Below are 18654 nucleotides of genomic sequence, written 5' to 3'. Positions count from 1 at the left end.
CCAAACCCTCAAAATTTTTAAAAAAAGTTAACATTAATGCTATTGTTAGTTCATTATTAGGCCATCCGTTAGGTGCCTCCGGCTTACTTGCAGCATTATTTGTTCTTATCAATCGAAATATCGCTCGCGTTATGAAAAGATTACTATTGCTGATGCTTCTAGCATCAGGCCTCTTCCAGGCCTATGCCCAAAAGCAGTTGACGAAGGGTAAAGTGTCCGACGAAACAGGACAACCCCTTCCGGGTGCAACTGTAAGAGTAAAGGGTACCACAATTTCAACCTCCACAGACGGAAAAGGTGAATTCCAGATCTCAACAGGAGATCAGACAGCTCCCGTGCTTATTATTTCCTATATCGGATATAATGCGCAGGAGATCCCGGTTTCAGGTAACGGACCTATAGCCGTTCAGATGCAACTGGACGCCAAATCCCTGCAAGACGTAGTAGTTGTAGGTTATGGCGTGCAGAAAAAAAGAGACGTAACCGGGGCAACCAGCTCACTGAAAGCAGTGGATATAGCCAAAAGGCCACTGACCAGGATCGAGCAGGCTTTGCAGGGTACCACTGCCGGTGTCACCGCACAAAGCAACAGCGGTCAGCCAGGAAAAGGACTGAGTATCCGTGTTCGCGGTACCAGTTCTATCAGCGGCGGAAATGATCCGTTGTATGTAATTGATGGCTATATCGGCGGCAACATCGAATCTGTCAGCATGGCAGATATCGAATCAATGGAAATCCTGAAAGATGCCTCTGCAACTGCCATCTACGGTTCGAGAGGTTCTAACGGCGTGGTACTGATCACCACTAAATCCGGTAAATCAGGTAAAATGAAAGTTGATGCAAGCGCCTGGTTCAGCAAAGCATCTTTACCGAAAAAACTGGACCTGTTAAATGCATTCGAATTTGCCACACAAGCTAACAAACAGGCGGAACAAAACAACACAACCAAACCTTATTCACAGGCAGACCTGGATGCGCTGGCAAAGAATCCTAAAGGAACTGACTGGCAGGATGAGGTTACCCAGCAACCATTGATACAAAACTACCAGGTGAGCGTTTCCGGCGGCAGTGAGAATATCAAATACTACCTGTCTTACAATAATATCGACCAGCCGGGTCTTGTCATCAATCAATGGTATAAAAGAAATACATTAAGAGCGAATGTTGACGCGCAGCTGAATAAAAAACTGAACCTGAAAGTCAATATTACAGCGGTATTACCGCAAAGCCGCAACGTTAACTATGCGGGCGATATCACAGATCCGTTTGCGCAGGCTTACCAATGGGCGCCTACTGCAACAGTAAGAGATGAGAATGGCAATTTCGTTAAGCGATACCCAAGAGGTTCCAACCAGTTTAACCCGGTGGCCAACGCATTGAACCGCCAGGAAGACGGAACTACTACCAACGTAACGGCAACGGGTATCCTGACTTACCAGATCCTGAAAAATCTGACCTTCACATCTAACAACAGCTACGAACTGCAGAACCAGCTGACCCAGACCCTGTTGCCTAAATTAACCAACGAAGGCGATGTAGGGCAGGACCGCGCTTCCCAGGAAAACAGCAGGTACCGCAGTTGGCAGAACAGTAACTTCCTGACCTATAACAACCGCTTTGGCGATCATAGTTTAACAGTTACTGCTTTGTTTGAACAGGCTTCCCGTGTAAACAACAACTTTAAAGCACAGGCCAACAACCTTTCATCTTATGGTAACGGTTACTATAACCTCGGTTTGGGAAGAACGCAGTTAACTACCAGCGGTTACTGGGCGGATGCGCTGATCTCTTACATGGGCAGGGTGAATTATTCCTATAAAGATAAATACCTGTTAACAGCTTCCGTACGTACAGACGGTTCTTCTCACCTGACCGAGAAATACTCTACTTTCCCTGCCGTAGCATTGGGTTGGGCGATAGATAAAGAAGGTTTCATGCCAACATCCAATGTGCTGACCGGTCTGAAACTCCGCCTGAGCTACGGTCAGACAGGCAACCAGGCAGTTCCTGCTTACTCAACCATTGCAAGAGTAACATCAGGCGGCCCGGCTTATTACTTCGACGGATCTACGCCAAGCGTATCCACTCCATTGGGAACTCCCGTTGCCAGGGGCCTGAAATGGGAGAGGAACACCACTTACGACGCAGGTTTGGATGCAGAGTTCTTCAAAGGCCGTTTAACTTTTGTATTTGATGCATATGACAGGAAGATCACGGACCTCCTGTACGACTACCCGGTAGATGAATACAAAGGAGGCGGAAACTACAAAGCTAACATCGGTACCCTGCGCAACAGGGGGCTTGAATTCAATGTTGGCGGTACTCCTGTTATTGCGGGCAAATTCAAATGGAACGCGAACTTCAACATCTCCTTCAACGATAATAAAGTGGTTGACCTGGGTGGTTTAGATAAACAGGCGGTAAATAACATCGGTTCTGCACAACATAACGCTTCAATCCTGCAGGTAGGCGAATCGCTGGGCAGCTTCTACGGCTGGGAATTCCTGGGTACATGGAAAACCGCAGAAAAAGCAGAAGCAGCAAAATATGGCAAAGTGCCCGGAGATGCCAAATACCTGGATGTAAACAACGACGGACAGATCAACGACGACGACCGCAAGATCATCGGTTGCGGCATACCTAAGTATACGTTCGGTTTCGGTTCTGATTTTACTTATGGCAACTGGAGCCTGAACGTATTGTTCCAGGGCTCTCACGGCAACCAGATCATGTCGGCTACCTTCCCTTATACTATAGGTAACCTGGGAGATGCCCGCGATGCTACTTCTCACCTGGTAGACAACATGTGGAGCCCTGAAAAGGAAACAGATGTACCTACCTATACATCGAAAAATGATCTGAACACCAGCCGTTGGGTATACGACGCCAGCTTCATCAAATTGAAAAACATCGGACTGACTTACACTTTCCCTGAAAGCCTGTTAAGCAGAGTGAAATTCCGCAGCCTCGACATCTTCGTAAGTGCGCAGAACATCTGGACAATCACCAACTATCCTGGTTATGATCCGGAAGTTACCAACAGCACCAACGCTATTACTCAGGGCCTGGAAACTGGTGTGATTCCTAACCCTAAAACCTATACAATAGGTTTAAGACTGGGATTATAATAGAAAATGAATAGAAGGTTTTTCAAAAAAAATATTACAATGAAAGCAAAATATTATTTAATACCGTTGGCTATAGCAGCAGTGATGGGAACTGCATCCTGCGTTAAGTTGACGGAAGATCCGAAAGGAGATCTGACAGCCGGCAGCTATTTTTCTTCGCAGAACGACCTGGATGCCGCCGTATCTTCCATCTACCAGAAACTGAGCGTGGATGGGGCCTGGGCATTCACTAATAAAAGTACTTCCTATTTCGGGGCGGATGACCTGACTACAGATCCTGGTCTGAACAAAGGAGATTTCCGCGAGTTTGATAAGCTGGAAGGCACACCGATCAACGAAAGCCTGAAAGCCCAGTGGTCTGGCCCGTGGTATGCGATATACCAGGCAAACAACGTACTGGCCAACTTCCAGAAAGTTCCGGTGGTAACGGACGCTGATAAATTAGCGGTTACCCAGGCGGCAGGGCAGGCCTACTATATGCGCGCTTTGTGCTACTTCATGCTGGTAAGGACCTTTGGCAACATTCCGCTGATCACTGCCCCTGTAGCCAGCGACGATAAACCTGCCCAGGTGGCGCCTGAAAAAGTATATGAGCAGATTGTAAGCGACCTGAAAACAGCAGCGGGCATGCTGCCTGATAAATGGGATGGCGTAAACATTGGCCGCGCAGGCGCTTTGGCTGCAAGGGCTTTGCTGGCCAACGTATACCTGACAATGGCTGGCTGGCCTTTAAACCAGACAGCTAACTATGCGCTGGCTGCTGCGGAAGCGGATGCTGTTATCAAATCCAATAAATATTCCCTCGTTCCGGAGTATGGCGATGTGTTTAAAACCAACTTCAATTCCGAGGCAATATTTGGTATCGTTTTCAACAAAGGAGGCAACGCGCCTAACCGTTCTTTCGGTTCTACTTCCGTTCCGTTGGAAGAATCGGGTTTAGACAACTCCGGCGGATGGGATGATTTCTATCCTGAAGTGAATTTCTACCTGGACGCGCCGAAATGTAAACGTACAGATGAAACGTTCTATACCACCTTCAAACTTTATAACAGCGCTACCAAAAAATTTGACCTGGTTCCATGGAACAGTTCCGCTACCCGCGTACAACACCCTTATTATAAGAAGTTCCGTGCAGGGTTGAATGATGGCGTTACGGAAACAGCTACGGAGATCCTGACCATCCAGCCTAGTACCAATAAAACTACAGACATCATCCGGTATGCTGAAACGCTGCTGACTTACGCTGAGGCCTCAGCTATGGCTACCGGCAACCCGTCTGGCGATGCTTACAAAGCGGTGAATTTGGTAAGGCAGCGCGCAGGCCTGAAAGACTTAACGCCCGGCTTGTCTGCAACCGCCTTCCGCGATTCTGTAGTAGCTGAACGTAAATACGAATTCGCCGGGGAGTTTGGTCAACGCTGGTTTGATATTGTTCGTTTGCAATTGTTGCCTAAAGTGATCGCAGAACGCAGCACCACCGCAGAGCAGAATAAGCTGAATGCAAACTATGCCAGCAATCCGGCTACCCGCTATTACGCGCCTATTCCGTTTAAAGATATGATCCAAAACCCGCAGTGGAAGCAAAACCCAGGTTACTAGCAACCTCCTGATTTGACCATAAAACAAAATAGTTTAGTCATGCCTTGTGCATGATTAAACTATTTTGTTAATTAGAGCCCGCGCAGGTATTGTAAATTTCCCTTCGCACAAATTTTAGTGAATGAAAAAAACAACATGGAAGCTCTGCAACCTTTTGTTGCTGGCGCCTTTTGCTTGTTTTGCGGGAGGTAAAGCTACCGTAAAAGATACGCTCCCAGCTAACAGGCAGAACATCGATTTTATTGATCCTACCATCGGGAACGTGGGACAATTGTTAGAACCCACCCGGCCTACTGTACAACTGCCAAACCAGATGATCAGGTTTACCCCTCAGCGGAAAGACTATATGGACGATCAGATATCTGATTTCCCGTTAAACGTCGTTTCTCACCGCCTGGGGCAGGTTTTCTCTATCAAACCGGCAATCGGTTCCGTTAATGAAGAAGCCTGGAACAACAGGATGGCTTACGATCACGACCTGGAGATCAACCGGCCCTGGTATTATTCTACCTGGTTGCTGGATGAGGAAGTGAATATCGAATTCACAGCCGGGCAAAGAACCGGTTACTACCGCTTTAAATTTCCGGCTGAAAAAGCTAAATCGTTATTGCTAGGCGTATACAACGATGGCGATGCTAACTACCAGTTCCTTCCCGGCAACGCGATCAGCGCCCTGGAAACCTACAACGGCGACGTAAAGGTTTACATGTACGGTGTTTTCAGTGAAGCAGGTACGCCGGGCACCCTGGAAAATGGCGCATTGACCAACAATAAAAGCATTTCCGGGAAAGGCATCAGGGCTTATATCTCTTTCCCTGCTGCAACGAAAGAAGTAACGTTCAAATACGCTATCAGTTATATCAGTCCTGAACAGGCAAAGAAGAACTATGAACAGGAGATCAGCCGGCAATCCTTTGATGCGGTTGCTGAAAATGGAAAAAAAGCCTGGTCTGACGTGATGTCGCAGATCCGGGTGAAAGGCGGTACTCCTGCACAATTGCGTTCTTTCTACACCGCTTTGTACCGTTGCTACGAAAGGCCTGTTAACATTACAGAAGACGGGCAGTACTACAGCGGGTACGATAAAAAGATCCACCAGGATAAACGTACTTTCTATGTAGATGACTGGACCTGGGATACTTACCTGGCTTTGCATCCGCTGCGCACGATCCTCGATCCTGCAAAGGAAGAAGACATACTGCAATCATTCGTAAGAATGTATGAGCAAAGCGGCTGGATGCCAACCTTCCCGGTACTCTTCGGCGATCATGCCTGCATGAATGGTTTCCACTCCAGCGTTGTCATGCTCGATGGTTACAGGAAAGGCCTGCGCAACTTCGACGTTGAAAAAGCCTACGAAGGTATGCGCAAAAACGCTACAGAAGCTACGATGCTGCCTTGGCGCAATGGTCCTAAAACTTCCCTGGAAGACATCTATTATTCCAAAGGCTACTTCCCGGCGCTCAGGCCAGGCGAAAAAGAAACTGAACCTGCTGTACACTCTTTTGAGAAAAGACAGGCAGTAGCAGTTACTTTAGGCGCGGCATACGACGACTGGGCCCTGGCCGAACTGGCAGGCGACCTGAATAAAAAGAACGATCAGAACCTGTTCGCACCAAGAGCTAAAAACTATAAGAACCTCTGGAACCCGGATAAACAATTCTTCCTGCCTAAAGATGCAAAGGGCGATTGGATCAACATCAACGTAAAATACGACGGAGGATTGGGCGGCCGCGAGTTCTATGATGAAAACAACGGCTGGACCTACCTCTGGCAGGTACAGCAGGACATTCCCGGCCTGATAAACTTAATGGGCGGCAAACAGGCGTTTGAAAAAAGGCTGGATCAGCTGTTCCGCGAACCGCTGGATATGTCGCGCTACGCTTTCTGGAGCAAATTCCCTGACGCTACCGGCCTCGTTGGACAGTATTCTATGGGTAATGAACCAAGCTTCCATATTCCATATCTCTACAACTATGCCGGCGCTCCATGGAAAACCCAGCAGCGCATCCGTTTCCTGCTGGATACCTGGTTTAAAGACAACATCTTTGGCATCCCCGGCGATGAAGATGGCGGCGGTATGTCTGCCTTCGTAGTGTTCTCTTCTATGGGCTTCTATCCTGTAACTCCGGGCCTCCCTGAGTATACAATCGGCAGCCCCGTATTTGAGAAAGTGAGCATTGCTTTGCCTAACAAAAAGCAATTCACGGTGATCGCCCATAACAGTTCCAAAGTGAATAAATATATCCAGCAGGCCAAATTCAATGGCAAACCGCTGAATAAACCCACTTTCACACACCAGCAACTCGTAGAAGGCGGTACACTCGAACTCTTCATGGGGCCTAAGCCTAACAAGTCCTGGGGGGTGTTTTAGCACGCGAGTGTTTCTCGCAAAGGAGCATAAGGAGCAAAGAAGCATAAGAAATTGTTTTAAGAAAAATAAGAAAGCAAAGGAAGCGATAATTGTGTCGTATCACAATCATCGCTTCCTTTGCTTTCCTATTTTTCGCTTCGGTCAAAAACTCTTATGCTTCTTTGCTCCTTATGCTCCTTTGCGAGAAACACTCGCGTGCTAAAACGCAAAGGTGACGTTGGCCGATAATCTTCTCGGCATCTGTTTTTCTACGGTGCTCCAGCCGCCGAAGTATTCCTTGTTGGTGAGGTTATCCAGTTTTAATGCTAGCCTGTAGGATTTAACCTGGTAGTAAACGGACGCGTTTAAGATAGTGTAAGATGGCAGCGTGAATTTCCCTGTTGTAGTAGTGTTCGTGATAATATTCTCGCTGGCGTAGTTGCCGCCGAAACCGATACCCAAACCATGTACTGCGCCTTTAGGCAGGGTATAGCTTAACCACCAGTTAGCCAGGTGCTGAGGACCTGCGCTCACCGGGCGAAGACCTTCTACATCCGGATCTGCATCTACCATTTTACTATCGTTATAACCGTAGCCTGCCACAACGCTTAAGCCGGCAATGGGATTGGCGATCAGGTCAAATTCCACGCCCTTGCTTCTTTGAGAGCCATCCTGGATGGTGTAGTTATAAGTGGTGCCATCTTTTACGATGCTGGCTCCCCTGGTCATGTTCTTAACCAGGATGTTATAGTAGCTGGCAGTCAGGGTAAGGCGATTGTTCAGCAGGTCGGCTTTGACACCACCTTCTACCTGGTTGGCCTGTTGTGGTTTGAAATTACCGCTCAGTTCCGGTAATGGTTGTACTACCGGCGCCACGTTACTGAAACCATTCATATAGTTGGCGAAGAGACTCAACTTGTTCTTCACGATCTCATAGGTCAGACCAAATTTAGGAGATACCGCTGTCTGGCTGTAATCATCTGTTCCTTTGGTGCTGGTTGTGTAATCCTGGGTTGGCCTGTTTACAAAGTGGTCGACCCTTAAGCTGGCCATAGCAGCCAATTTATCGGTGATGTTCAGTACATCGGAGATATAGGCGCTGTAAGTATAGTTGATGGCGCGGTTATGTGTACCGGGGTCTGTGGATGCCGCCAGTTTGGCGTCTACGGCTTGCCTGTTCAGCATTCCATATCTCGGATCCAGTTTGTTTACGGCGCTTACATTATCGAATAGCAGGTAAGGAGAGTTATCGTTACGGGTGTCGAGGCTCAGGAAGTCAAGACCCATTACAACGCGGTTGCGTAAGGAACCGATCCTGAAATCGCCGATGAAATTTTGCTGAACATCTGTAGCGGTAGTAGTGGAGTTCTGATGATAAACGAAACGGCTTAATAAAGTGTCGTTTGGCGCTACCCCGGCATCCAGGAACATCACGTAAGAGAAATAGCCGTTGCTTTTACGGATGCTTCTTGAAATGTTTGTCTGGCTGGTCCATTTGTCAGAAAGTTTATATACTGCCTGGCCAAATAGGTTTACGGTCGGGTTTTTATAAGTAATATCATTGCTGGTGAAAGACCTGTTGTAATCCATGCCCAGTTCTGAAGGATTTTTTGCGATCAGCTGGCGGCCACGGTTCAGGAATATCATCAGGGTATTGGTGCTTTCGCCTGTAAAGAATTCAGTGTTCACATTGAAAGTTAACCTGTCATTCACTTTATAGGTAAGGCTTGGCGCCAGGAAGAAAGATCTTTTAAAACCTGCGTCCTGGAAGCTGTTCTCTGAATGATAAGCTGCGTTGGTACGCAGTAACACGGTTTTATCTTTGTTCAGCGGCGTGTTGAAATCGGCTGTGATCCTGTTTAAACCAAAACCTCCGCCTGTATAGCTGATCTCTCCGCCAAATGCATCGTAAGGTTTTTTAGTTACCAGGTTGATAAGTCCGCCGAACGAAACCAGGCTGCTGCCAAATAAAGTGCCTGACGGGCCTTTGATCACTTCGATCCTTTCCAGGTCGGCAGGATCAATACTGGCATTGGAAACACCGGCAACGCCATTTACCATGGTTGGCTGAACGGAGAAACCTCTCATGGAGAAATACCCTGCTCCATCGCCGGGGCGGCCGGTAGATGACCATAATTTATTTACGCCGGGAGCGTTTTTCAAGGCGTCATCGAAGTTGCTTACCACTTGCTGCTTCAGCACATCTTTGTTGATCACATTGTAAACCTGCGGATTTTCCAGGTATTTCAGCGGCAGTTTTGCTACCTGCTCACTTTCCTTGTTCGCCAGTTTATTCCGGCCTCCGATCACCTGTACTTCAGATAACTGGGTATTGGAAACCTGTAAATGAAGGGTTACTTCCGTAGTTTCATTTGGCCTAACCGTTACAACCTGCGATAAAGGCTCGTAACCAACAAATGATACTTCTATAGTATGTTCTCCTGGTGTTACACGTCTGAAAATGAAATTTCCTTTTTCGTCACTTACCGTACCGCGGCTGTTCTGTTTGATCTGGACAGTCACGAAACCTGCGGCTGCGCCGTCGCTGGTCGTTACCTTTCCCCTGATCGTTCCGTTATTGCTCTGAGCCCAGGCTGCAGTTGTAAAGGTGAAGAATAAAAGGACTGATGTAAAAAACTTTCCCATTGATACTTATGCTTTTTTACTTTAATAAAACCGGGGCAAAGTTCGCCAGGACCGGGAGGCATTTTATCTCCGATCAGGAAAAGTATTTACGCAATAGGGAAAATTTTTTCCGTTTTTGATCAAAACAGATATGTGTAATTTAATTAATAAGAACTGATTTTCAGATCATTGAGCGAGATGTCGCTGTTTGTATGACGGTTATAGCATTCCAGGAGCAATTCATCTATCAACCTGGTAGGGGCATGTTTATCTTCGCTGTACCTGTCGGTTTTCTTTAGCTGTTTGCCGAGTTGAGATAAACGCTCCAGTTCCCCCGGCGATAAATGTGAAAGGTTTACCACCCGTGTTTCCTTGAATTCGTATAGTTGAATTTTTCTTAACCCGTTTCCCTGGCTGCGCGACCTGCTTAAAATACTTAGCCTGGTAAAACTGGAATTCAGCACAGCCAGGTAGGCGTCTACCTGCGTTGTGATATTGAAGGCATAGAAATTATCAGAGGCAAGGAATAATTGCTCATTAAGAATAAAATCGATGTTATTTCTCAGGTAATAGTTGAAGATAAAATTACCTGGTTTCTTGATGTACACTTTATGCCAATGCCCGTTCGTTTGTATCTTTTCTTTTACCGCACTGTAGGCGCCATCAGTTGCCAGGATCTGTTCACGGATCTGTAAAAGGTATTTCTTGGCGGCGGCAGATGTTTTTTTACCTGCGTTGAGCAGGTAAGCTGTTGGCCGGTTCACGCTGAAGGTCCTGATCCGGGTTGTGTCTTTGATTATAGGTAGCGATTCTTTGAACATTTTTTTGGGCTGCAGGAAATAATCGTTGATCACCGCTGCAGTTCCTCTTTTGATCGTACCGGAAATGTTCTTCAACGGAATAAAAAAATCATTGTCAAAATCCAGTTGCGGTGCGCTGTTGAAGTTATATTCATAGAAATCCGCCGTTTTGATAACAACCGGCTCCGTAGCCTGCCACTGGTTTATTTCCTCTGCCGTTTCAAACCGGTAATAAGCAATATCATCAGCCTGCACATTTTTTTGAAAATGGATGACAGTAGCGCCTACATCCACTTTATCAAATACGGCATTTTTGAAATGATAGATGCTGCCAACGTTTCCCAGCTTCATAAATATCTCTTTCAACCCTTTCCCAAATGCATTGTATAACCAGCTATCATAAATTACCGCTACCAAATGGCCTTTATCTTTTAAATGCAACAATGCCTTGATAAGGAAATACACATAGAGATTGGCTTTGGGAGGGATCAGCGCAGCCAGTTCTTCTCCGATCATCCCGATTGCTTTTTCTTTTGCATTAATTCCCTGCACAATCAGCTCCTGTCTTACATACGGAGGATTAACAATGATATGATCAAAGGTTTCAGAAAGCGGGTAATCCAAAAAATTTTCTATCAGCAACTGCCTGTTGCCATGCCTGAAAAATGCAATGGTTTCACTGTCTATCATTCCGGGATCTATCTCTATACCTGTCAGCTTTAGAGCAACAGGGTAGCGCGACAGCGCTTTAAAAAATGTATTAGGTCCAATGCAGGGATCCAGCACCGATTGATGGGGTTGTACGAGCCGGGCAACAAGGTCGGTCATCCACCGGGCCAGGTTGTCGGAAGTCCTGAACTGCCCCAGCTGTTTTTTCTTCTCCAAAGAAAAAGCAGGTTCCGGAACGATATGGCAGTGCTGTAAAGACATATGTGATTAGGCAGCGAAGGACATGAATTTATCTGAATTTAGAAAAAAAATCATTCCCGGGGAAAATTCTATCTTTAAGCCCGTCATGAATGGATACCAGGTCACTCTTATTTTAACGCCTGCGTCTATGGCTTTTTTCGAGGCGCAAAGGAAGCGATATTATCCCGGTCATGCCAACCGTATGCCGGCTCATCTTACACTCATTTACCATACTGCTATTACTGCAGAGCAGCTCAATGCCTGCACACATATTCCTTCTTTCAAAATACAGATCACAGGTCTTGTTTTGTTTAAAAACGGGGTCGCATATGAAGCAGCGGGAGAGGAGTTGTTCCGGTTGCATGACTGCCTGGCGGCCCAATGCGGGGCGGCGCTCAGTTTTAGGGACCAGCAAACTTTTCATCCGCATATTACTATCTGCAACCAGGTTACACCGTATAAGGCTAAACGGGTTTATGAAGAACTGTGCAACGGTTTTGCTCCTTTTGAAGCAACGGCAACAGGCATTTCACTGAATAATAACAAAGGAGAAGCGCTGCCGTTGCTGTTTGACGTATAGTGTAAATTTCATATATTTGGGCATCCGAAAATGTACCTATGAAAAAGCTATACCTATTCGCCAGCGCCTTCCTGTGCCTGGCCGGCGCCCAGGTCGCCGGCGCACAGCAATCTTCCAACCCGGGACTCAGGGCTAAAGCAGCCATCCAGTTCACCCGCGTACTGACGGAAGCCGCTACCGCCTATCCTCCGCAATTATCTCACGAAACAGATGCCAACGGAACAATAGAATCACCGTTCCGCATAGATGAAAAAGGAATACTTTCAGTTACCTTCCGTTACCCGGTCGGGGAAAGTTATTCGCTTACCCGTGTCAGCGTGCCGGTAGATGCAATTAAAACCGTGTTCAACGATTATTATGTAGGTTTTGAATGTGGCGCAGAAGTGGTGACTATTGCAGAAGGTGAAGTTGGAAGCAGGGAACTGAAAAATACCTATACTACTATGATGTTTCACATAGCCCGGCCGGGCGACGGTCCACAGAGCGAGAAGGTAAAAACAAAACTGGAACAAGGGCTACAGACTTTCCGTGAGAATTATAAATAGTTCTTATATTGAGGCTACAGGCCAATAATATGAGAGTTTTCCTGATCTACTATAAGGCGATCAACAGTCTTAACATCCCGATATCGGCAGCATATACCCTGCTCATGGGAGCCGCTATGGGAAAGGCTTGGCCGGCAATTGTTACGAGCTTTGCCCTCTGCTTTGCGACGGGAGGACTTTGGTTGTCTGTCTTCCTTTATAATCTCAGGTCTGGCAAACACTATTTTTTCTACTATAACAACCACCTGTCGAAACTGCGGCTATTCGTATATACGACACTGCTAAACCTGCTGCTGGCTGTATTATTGTTCATTATTCAAATGTTTTGGCAATGGGGCATGAATTAGTGGCCGAAGGTATCATGAAGCAATATGGCGTCAGGCAGGTATTGACAGACTGTTACGTTACCTGCAGAACAGGAGAAGTGGTGGGCCTCCTGGGCCGGAATGGCTGCGGGAAATCGACCATGCTGGAAATTATTTACGGCGTCAGGGATGCAGAGCAGGCGCAGGTAAGGGTCGACGGAAGGCTTTATAATTCGCCTTTCAGGGAAAAACACCTGCTAGCGTTTTTACCGCAGGGAAATTTCATTCCTAACGGGTTAACCATAAGCGACCTGGTAAAGCTCTTTAAGCTGGAAAAAGACCAGGTAGATAAGTTGCTCTCTTATCCGCGGATCAAAGAATTGTTAAATCTCAGGATCGGGAGTATGTCTGTTGGCCAGTCGAAATACGCAGGACTGATGCTGTTGTTGCATACCAATGCTAAGTTTATATTGATGGATGAACCGTTCAGCGGTTTAGATCCGCTTATCGCAGAAGAAGTGATCGGCATACTAAGGCGCTATAAAAACAAGGGTATTATCCTGACGGATCACAATTACAGGCATGTGCTGAACTGTTGTACGCGCTTCATGGTCTTGCATGAGGGAGCCATTCACCAGGTGAAGGACCCGCAGGAAGACCTGATCCGCTTCAATTACCTGCCACCCGGCGCATTTGATCAATAACACGAGTTGTTCAATATGTGCTTATTTTATTCCGTGTGAATCCGGTCACTACTGCAAGGATACGCTGGCAGCCGGCATTTCCTTGCTCAGGTACCCGATGAAGGTCCATATCTCCAACACTTCGTTGACCGGTATTTGCACAGCAGGGTAGGCAGGGTTCAGTGACACTAAAGATAGGGTACCATTCTTTTTAATCTCGTTCACTACTAATTTAAAAACGATATCCTCTTCGCTTCCTTTCAGGATAAGGACGCAGGGAGTATTATTCTTTATAGCGGCCCAATCCTGCTGGTATTGAGCTATCACATGGCTGCCGCTGGGTATGGGCTCCATAGAATCGCCGCTGATAGGGAACATGCGGATTGTTTTCCCTTTCGGAAGATCCGGTAACGTGAACTTAGGCAGCGCCGCAATGAAGGATGGATCGCTGAATCCGCTCCTGTAGCCTGCCCTGGCCCTGGCCGGAACATATTCCATGTTCTCTTCGTTCTGCTGGTCAACGGTGATTGGCAAAACGCGTATATGTTTCCCCGTGAGATCCGGTTGTTTCTTCATCAATGTTTCCAATTCAGCATCCGGGAAGGTAGAAAGGTCTGTTTTAATGAAGTGGTCGATCGGCACCTGGAAATAATCAGCTATCAGTACCAGGTCTTCCATCCGTGGATTTTTGGTTTTACCGCTTTCCTGGGCAGTGATCTTGTTCCTGTTGAATCCGAGTATGTCTGCTAACCGGTATTGAGAAAGTTGCTGTTTCGTCCTAAGCCATTTCAGGTTTGATGCCCAATAAAGGGTTTGTTTACCCATTCCTTATATATTTATAATAAATTATATTTATAATTGATAAGGGCAAATGTAGGGTAAATTTTCTTTAATTGGCACTTTGCAGTGCACTGTCTTCGGTTTCTCGTTTCGGATGTCTCATTTTAATAATTTCAGTCCTTAGGTTTTCTATCGGGAAGTTTTTATTGAAGATATGACCATTGTTATCGATCAGGTAAATCTGGGGTAATGTAAAGATGTTGAAGAGTTTTGCTGCATCGTTCCGTTGCCTGAGAGAGTCGCCCAGGTTTGTCCATTCCATCTTATCTTTTTCAATGGCTTCCATGATAGCGTCGCGGTTGGAAGGGGCATCTACGGTAACGCTGATAATGGTGAAATTGCTGTCTGCAAATTCTTTGTATACGTCCGTCATTACCTGGTGGGCGTTCCGGCTATACTCGTTATAAGTGGCCCAGAAGTCGACAAGTACATACTTTCCTTTAAAATCGGAGAGTTTCACTTCCTTGCCTGTACGGAGATCGGTTACTTTAAAATCGGGCGCTTCTGAGCCGATCAGCAGGTTCATACCCCTGTCCAGTTCTGCTTTGAAGAGTTTGCCTTCGGGAGTATTGATGACAGAGGAATCCAGTCTTTCGAACATAGAATAAATGTAAACAGGGTCGTAGGTGTAGCCGGCCACCTCTTCCAGTGCCAGCAGGCTGAAAAAGGATTTCGGGTGTTCGTTGATATATTTTTGCTGGAGCATTTTACGGGCGCCGTAGGAAAGTTGATGACGCATGGCCAGCTCTTGTTCCTTTTCCGGGTTTGGCTTGCCGTTATTCGCACGCAGGGCGGCCAGTTGGTACTCCACTTTATCCATGGTTTTCGTGATATCTCTCAACAACTCCTTGTATTCTTTTTCCAGGTTGTTAATGGGGGAAGAAACAGTAGCGGTCTTCAACAGTTCCTTACCATTAACTTTTATTTCACCCGGCTCCAGCACGAAAATTCGCATGTTGTTCTTATATTGAACAGTGATTGGCGCTTTGTCGGCGGGTCTGATGTCGTTAATGAACAGCGAAGCTTTAATAGGACCTTCCACCTTGCCCTCGAAGTGAAACTGGTTGTTTTGAATGGTGGCGGAATCCATTGTCATGATATCATCCACTACAGTAGTGAGGTATATTTTTGTTGGAATGTCGATTTTTTCCATTCTTCCGTTAATGACGAACCTGCCTTCCTGTGCACTGGAAAGCATAGGCCAGCTCAATAACGTGACAAGCATCAGTTTATTCATATGGGTTATGTTATCGGAATAAAACTATCAACAAAAACATTCTCATATGTTTACGAAATCTTTGTTAATTGTAATTAACAAATAGGACAACATGACAAATCATAATAAGTCGCCGCATATCTTAAATACATCAACCAATTTATTGGGATTTTGTTTGATCATCCTGACGTCTATCAAGGTGACGGGTTTTTCGGCAGCCACCCTGATCGACGATTTTACCGGCATAGCAGCCATCCTGCTCATGGCCAGCTGCCTGTTATCTTTTTTATCGATGAGGAGCCGGCGCGAAAATTTCAGCGCCCGCCTGGAATTGATCGCCGATTATACGTTCCTGGTAGCGTTGGTTTGCATCAGCATAACCATAATTTTTGTATCTTTTAACTTAATGAAATAAGCTGTTGCCTGAGCATGAATGTACAATTATATGAAGATGCCAAGAAGATATGGCGCATCATGTCTGAAACTGGAGAACCACCTGAGCTGACACTGGGCATGGAAGTACATAAAAAGGTACTTAAATTCTTCCAGGTAGGCGATTTCTATTACTTTATATTCAATGTTGCACAGGGAAGCCTCGATTATATGCACGAAAGTGTTACCCGGATCATGGGGTACAGGCCCGAAGAGATGTCGGTAGCCCGCCTGATAGATATGATCCATCCCGACGACAGACCCTGGTTCTTCGATTTCGAAAACTCGGTGGTCGATTTCTTCTACAGCCTTCCCCTGGAAGAACGCTTCTCCTATAAAGTACGTTACGACATCCGCTTCAGGAAGGCTAATGGCGACTATATCCGGCTCCTCCAGCAAAGCATTCCCCTGCAATACGACGAAAAAGGCACGCTCTTAAGATCGCTGGTAGTGCATACTGATATTTCTTTTCTCAAAACCACAGGTACGCCCGTGCTCACCCTGGTCGACCTGGATAATGACCAGCAGGAATTCCAGATCCCTATTAAAAAAGTGCTGACAGGCGGCCCCTCATTTACCCGCCGCGAAGTAGAAGTGCTCCGGTTGTTGCTGGAAGGCCTGAACAGGTACCAGGTAGCCGAACAATTAAGCATCAGCAAACAAACCGTTGACCAACACTGTAAAAACATGCTGAAAAAATCTGGTCAGCCCACCATCGCCGCCATACTCGTGAAAGCCGTCCAGGAAGGATGGTGCTAAGAAGGTTTGTTTATTTTAAACCTTTTATTTATTATTGCTCATAAATCCGCCGGCTGTTACAGGAATTTAGTCAACCAGGTCTGGAAACCAGCAGTTTCCTTTTTTTTCTCTGTTTTAGCAAAAACGTTTTAGCCACATGATTAGAGACGAGGTTCGTGAATGGCAACTACATATTTCACGTGATGATGATGAACAGGCATTTGCTAAATTGTTCCGTCATTTTTATGAACGCTTACTGAATTTTTGCCTGCGTTATGTGCCAGCCAGGGAAGCGGCAGAAGAAATTGTTTCCGACGTTTTTGTAAAACTCTGGAATAAACGCAGTGAACTGGAAAATATCGCCAACCTGCAGGTATACCTGTTCGTAGCCGTTAAAAACCATTCGCTGAACTACCTCGAACAATACAGTCACCTGCGCATAGTCCCCCTGGCAGGCTCCGATACCGCCGATCTGCAGAACAGCGTAGACCTGGAAAGAGACCTCGAATGGAAAGAGATCAGGTTCAAACTGGATAAGATCGTTGCAACACTCCCGGCCCAATGCCGCCGCATCTTCCAGTTAATAAAAGAAGATGGTTTCAAATACAAGGAAGTGGCCGAAATCCTCAATATTTCCCCCCGCACCGTGGAAACGCAGCTTTTCCGCGCCATGCGCAAGCTCAATGCTGAATTAGGCGCTATCTCCGCCCGCAAAAAAATGCTTCCTCCCTTTATTATATTAATGGGGCTAACCGCTTTGTTCCAGGGCTAAAAAAAATTTTTTCTTTTTTGTAAGTAGTTTTCCTCCCGTTACCTGTCCTTATACCAGAACACGATTCCATTTTATGATTGACGAAGAACAATTTGTGCTGCTGGTAACACGAAAACTCACCGGGGTGGCCACGTTGGAAGAAATTACCACGCTGGAGGAAATGATCAGCCGGCACCCGGAGCTGAAAGAACGATACCTACACTTAGAACATTATTTCAGGGAAACACAACAACCGGCAGCTGCCGATACCGAACAGGCGCTCGAAAGAACCTGGGCCAAGATACAGGCTGCCAATACCGCCGCTCCTGCGGTAGTAAGACCTATCAGGTGGCGGAAATACGCGGCAGTTGCTGCTGCCTGCGCATTGCTCGGCGCAGCGATATTCTTTTTTAACAGGGAAAAAGAACAGGCCGAATCAAAACCACTGCACTGGGTAAAACAGAAAAACGGCAATGCCAGGAAGGCTTACATAGAACTGGCCGATGGAAGCGTCATATGGTTGAACGCCGCCAGCCAGGTAACCTACCCGCAAAAGTTCGACAGCAAAAGCCGCACTGTTTACCTGGAAGGAGAGGCCTTCTTCGAAATTGCACCGAGTGCAAGGCCTTTTATCGTTCACCTGAAAAAAGGAACAGTAAAAGTACTGGGCACCTCGTTTAACATAAAAGCATACGATAATGAACCTGTCCAGACTTCAGTAATAACCGGTAAGGTAGCATTCATCCCACGTTACGAAGAAGCCAAAAAGGTAAGCGATACCATCGTTATTACACCGGATATCAAAGTGACCTATACTGCCAGCACCGGCACTATCGTAAAATCAACCATGATAGATAAGGAAGATAAAGCCTGGACGGAAGACCGGCTCATCTTCCGGAACGCTACACTGGAGGAGATCGGGGCCGGCCTGGAACGGAAATTCGATAAGAAAGTGCTGTTTGAAGCCGATGCACCAAAACAGTTCCGACTTACAGGTTCCTTTCATAACAACAGCCTGGAAGACATTATGTATTACCTGAGTAAATCCAAGGCTTTCCACTACCGGATCACCGATTCAACATTAGTTATAGGAGAATAGTAACAGCCAACACGTTTAATATTTATTCATTTTCATTATTAATCACCACTA

Annotated in this window: 15 protein-coding genes; 11 read left to right on the top strand and 4 right to left on the bottom strand. The window is 46.4% G+C overall.

Annotated features, from left to right (window positions below; genetic code table 11):
* The first annotated feature begins 131 nt into the window (after nt 1-131).
* From BLV62_RS22375 to BLV62_RS22365, 3 genes are all read left to right on the top strand, one after another.
* Nucleotides 132-3128 (top strand): SusC/RagA family TonB-linked outer membrane protein, encoded by a 2997-nt coding sequence (locus tag BLV62_RS22375; protein ID WP_089764476.1) that lies wholly within the window; start codon nt 132-134, stop codon nt 3126-3128.
* 39 nt (nt 3129-3167) lie between these two features.
* Nucleotides 3168-4727 (top strand): RagB/SusD family nutrient uptake outer membrane protein, encoded by a 1560-nt coding sequence (locus tag BLV62_RS22370; RefSeq protein WP_168927758.1) that lies wholly within the window; start codon nt 3168-3170, stop codon nt 4725-4727.
* 121 nt (nt 4728-4848) lie between these two features.
* A complete protein-coding gene (locus BLV62_RS22365) occupies nt 4849-7101 on the top strand; it encodes a GH92 family glycosyl hydrolase (protein WP_089764473.1) in 2253 nt (750 codons plus the stop codon).
* Between the two features lie 198 nt (nt 7102-7299).
* Here the strand turns inward: BLV62_RS22365 and BLV62_RS22360 are convergent, their stop codons facing one another.
* Nucleotides 7300-9726: a TonB-dependent receptor gene (locus BLV62_RS22360; RefSeq protein ID WP_089764472.1), complete on the bottom strand. Its 2427-nt coding sequence runs from the start codon at nt 9724-9726 to the stop codon at nt 7300-7302.
* 143 nt (nt 9727-9869) lie between these two features.
* Nucleotides 9870-11435 carry an Eco57I restriction-modification methylase domain-containing protein gene (locus BLV62_RS22355; protein ID WP_089764470.1) on the bottom strand — a complete coding sequence of 522 codons (1566 nt, stop codon included), beginning with the start codon at nt 11433-11435 and terminating at the stop codon, nt 9870-9872.
* Between the two features lie 127 nt (nt 11436-11562).
* Between BLV62_RS22355 and BLV62_RS22350 the strand changes: the two genes are divergently transcribed.
* The 4 genes from BLV62_RS22350 to BLV62_RS22335 are packed head-to-tail and all read left to right on the top strand — an operon-like array spanning nt 11563 to nt 13548.
* Nucleotides 11563-11994 carry a 2'-5' RNA ligase family protein gene (locus BLV62_RS22350; protein WP_168927757.1) on the top strand — a complete coding sequence of 144 codons (432 nt, stop codon included), beginning with the start codon at nt 11563-11565 and terminating at the stop codon, nt 11992-11994.
* A 38-nt stretch (nt 11995-12032) separates the two neighbouring features.
* The gene (locus tag BLV62_RS22345) at nt 12033-12539 is read left to right on the top strand and encodes a hypothetical protein (protein WP_089764466.1); all 507 of its coding nucleotides are present in this window, start codon (nt 12033-12035) and stop codon (nt 12537-12539) included.
* 29 nt (nt 12540-12568) lie between these two features.
* Nucleotides 12569-12886, top strand: coding sequence for a hypothetical protein (locus BLV62_RS22340; protein WP_089764464.1), 318 nt, complete (start codon nt 12569-12571; stop codon nt 12884-12886).
* Entirely contained in the window at nt 12871-13548 is a 678-nt protein-coding gene (locus tag BLV62_RS22335; protein WP_089764462.1) for an ATP-binding cassette domain-containing protein, read from the top strand. Before BLV62_RS22340 ends, BLV62_RS22335 begins: the two co-directional genes overlap by 16 nt.
* A 48-nt stretch (nt 13549-13596) precedes the next feature.
* Here BLV62_RS22335 and BLV62_RS22330 read toward each other — a convergent pair whose 3' ends face one another.
* Together BLV62_RS22330 and BLV62_RS22325 are read right to left on the bottom strand one after the other, a co-directional pair.
* On the bottom strand, nt 13597-14352 hold the full coding sequence (locus tag BLV62_RS22330) for an XRE family transcriptional regulator (protein WP_089764461.1): 756 nt from the start codon (nt 14350-14352) through the stop codon (nt 13597-13599).
* 64 nt (nt 14353-14416) lie between these two features.
* On the bottom strand, nt 14417-15604 hold the full coding sequence (locus tag BLV62_RS22325) for a TlpA disulfide reductase family protein (RefSeq protein ID WP_089764459.1): 1188 nt from the start codon (nt 15602-15604) through the stop codon (nt 14417-14419).
* A 91-nt stretch (nt 15605-15695) separates the two neighbouring features.
* On the opposite strand from BLV62_RS22325, the gene BLV62_RS22320 reads away from it, so the two are divergent.
* From BLV62_RS22320 to BLV62_RS22305, 4 genes are all read left to right on the top strand, one after another.
* Nucleotides 15696-15998: a hypothetical protein gene (locus tag BLV62_RS22320; RefSeq protein WP_089764458.1), complete on the top strand. Its 303-nt coding sequence runs from the start codon at nt 15696-15698 to the stop codon at nt 15996-15998.
* Nucleotides 15999-16012: 14 nt separating this feature from the next.
* Nucleotides 16013-16774 (top strand): helix-turn-helix transcriptional regulator, encoded by a 762-nt coding sequence (locus BLV62_RS22315; protein WP_089764456.1) that lies wholly within the window; start codon nt 16013-16015, stop codon nt 16772-16774.
* A gap of 136 nt (nt 16775-16910) precedes the next feature.
* Nucleotides 16911-17525, top strand: a complete 615-nt coding sequence (locus BLV62_RS22310; RefSeq protein WP_089764454.1) for an RNA polymerase sigma-70 factor — start codon at nt 16911-16913, stop codon at nt 17523-17525.
* A 73-nt stretch (nt 17526-17598) separates the two neighbouring features.
* Nucleotides 17599-18603 carry a FecR family protein gene (locus tag BLV62_RS22305; protein ID WP_089764452.1) on the top strand — a complete coding sequence of 335 codons (1005 nt, stop codon included), beginning with the start codon at nt 17599-17601 and terminating at the stop codon, nt 18601-18603.
* Nucleotides 18604-18654 lie beyond the last annotated feature (51 nt).

It is taken from the genome of Chitinophaga terrae (ex Kim and Jung 2007) (assembly GCF_900107795.1).
In the GTDB taxonomy this organism is placed as follows: Bacteria; Bacteroidota; Bacteroidia; order Chitinophagales; family Chitinophagaceae; genus Chitinophaga; species Chitinophaga terrae.
This window is presented reverse-complemented; position numbering and strand designations above follow the sequence as displayed.

What these genes read in the sequence shown, in the direction of transcription:
- BLV62_RS22375 (WP_089764476.1), top strand. Translation starts at nt 132, where the DNA reads ATGAAAAGATTACTATTGCTGATGCTTCTAGCATCAGGCCTCTTCCAG.
- BLV62_RS22370 (WP_168927758.1), top strand. Translation starts at nt 3,168, where the DNA reads ATGAAAGCAAAATATTATTTAATACCGTTGGCTATAGCAGCAGTGATG.
- BLV62_RS22365 (WP_089764473.1), top strand. Translation starts at nt 4,849, where the DNA reads ATGAAAAAAACAACATGGAAGCTCTGCAACCTTTTGTTGCTGGCGCCT.
- BLV62_RS22360 (WP_089764472.1), bottom strand. Translation starts at nt 9,726, where the DNA reads ATGGGAAAGTTTTTTACATCAGTCCTTTTATTCTTCACCTTTACAACT.
- BLV62_RS22355 (WP_089764470.1), bottom strand. Translation starts at nt 11,435, where the DNA reads ATGTCTTTACAGCACTGCCATATCGTTCCGGAACCTGCTTTTTCTTTG.
- BLV62_RS22350 (WP_168927757.1), top strand. Translation starts at nt 11,563, where the DNA reads ATGGCTTTTTTCGAGGCGCAAAGGAAGCGATATTATCCCGGTCATGCC.
- BLV62_RS22345 (WP_089764466.1), top strand. Translation starts at nt 12,033, where the DNA reads ATGAAAAAGCTATACCTATTCGCCAGCGCCTTCCTGTGCCTGGCCGGC.
- BLV62_RS22340 (WP_089764464.1), top strand. Translation starts at nt 12,569, where the DNA reads ATGAGAGTTTTCCTGATCTACTATAAGGCGATCAACAGTCTTAACATC.
- BLV62_RS22335 (WP_089764462.1), top strand. Translation starts at nt 12,871, where the DNA reads ATGGGGCATGAATTAGTGGCCGAAGGTATCATGAAGCAATATGGCGTC.
- BLV62_RS22330 (WP_089764461.1), bottom strand. Translation starts at nt 14,352, where the DNA reads ATGGGTAAACAAACCCTTTATTGGGCATCAAACCTGAAATGGCTTAGG.
- BLV62_RS22325 (WP_089764459.1), bottom strand. Translation starts at nt 15,604, where the DNA reads ATGAATAAACTGATGCTTGTCACGTTATTGAGCTGGCCTATGCTTTCC.
- BLV62_RS22320 (WP_089764458.1), top strand. Translation starts at nt 15,696, where the DNA reads ATGACAAATCATAATAAGTCGCCGCATATCTTAAATACATCAACCAAT.
- BLV62_RS22315 (WP_089764456.1), top strand. Translation starts at nt 16,013, where the DNA reads ATGAATGTACAATTATATGAAGATGCCAAGAAGATATGGCGCATCATG.
- BLV62_RS22310 (WP_089764454.1), top strand. Translation starts at nt 16,911, where the DNA reads ATGATTAGAGACGAGGTTCGTGAATGGCAACTACATATTTCACGTGAT.
- BLV62_RS22305 (WP_089764452.1), top strand. Translation starts at nt 17,599, where the DNA reads ATGATTGACGAAGAACAATTTGTGCTGCTGGTAACACGAAAACTCACC.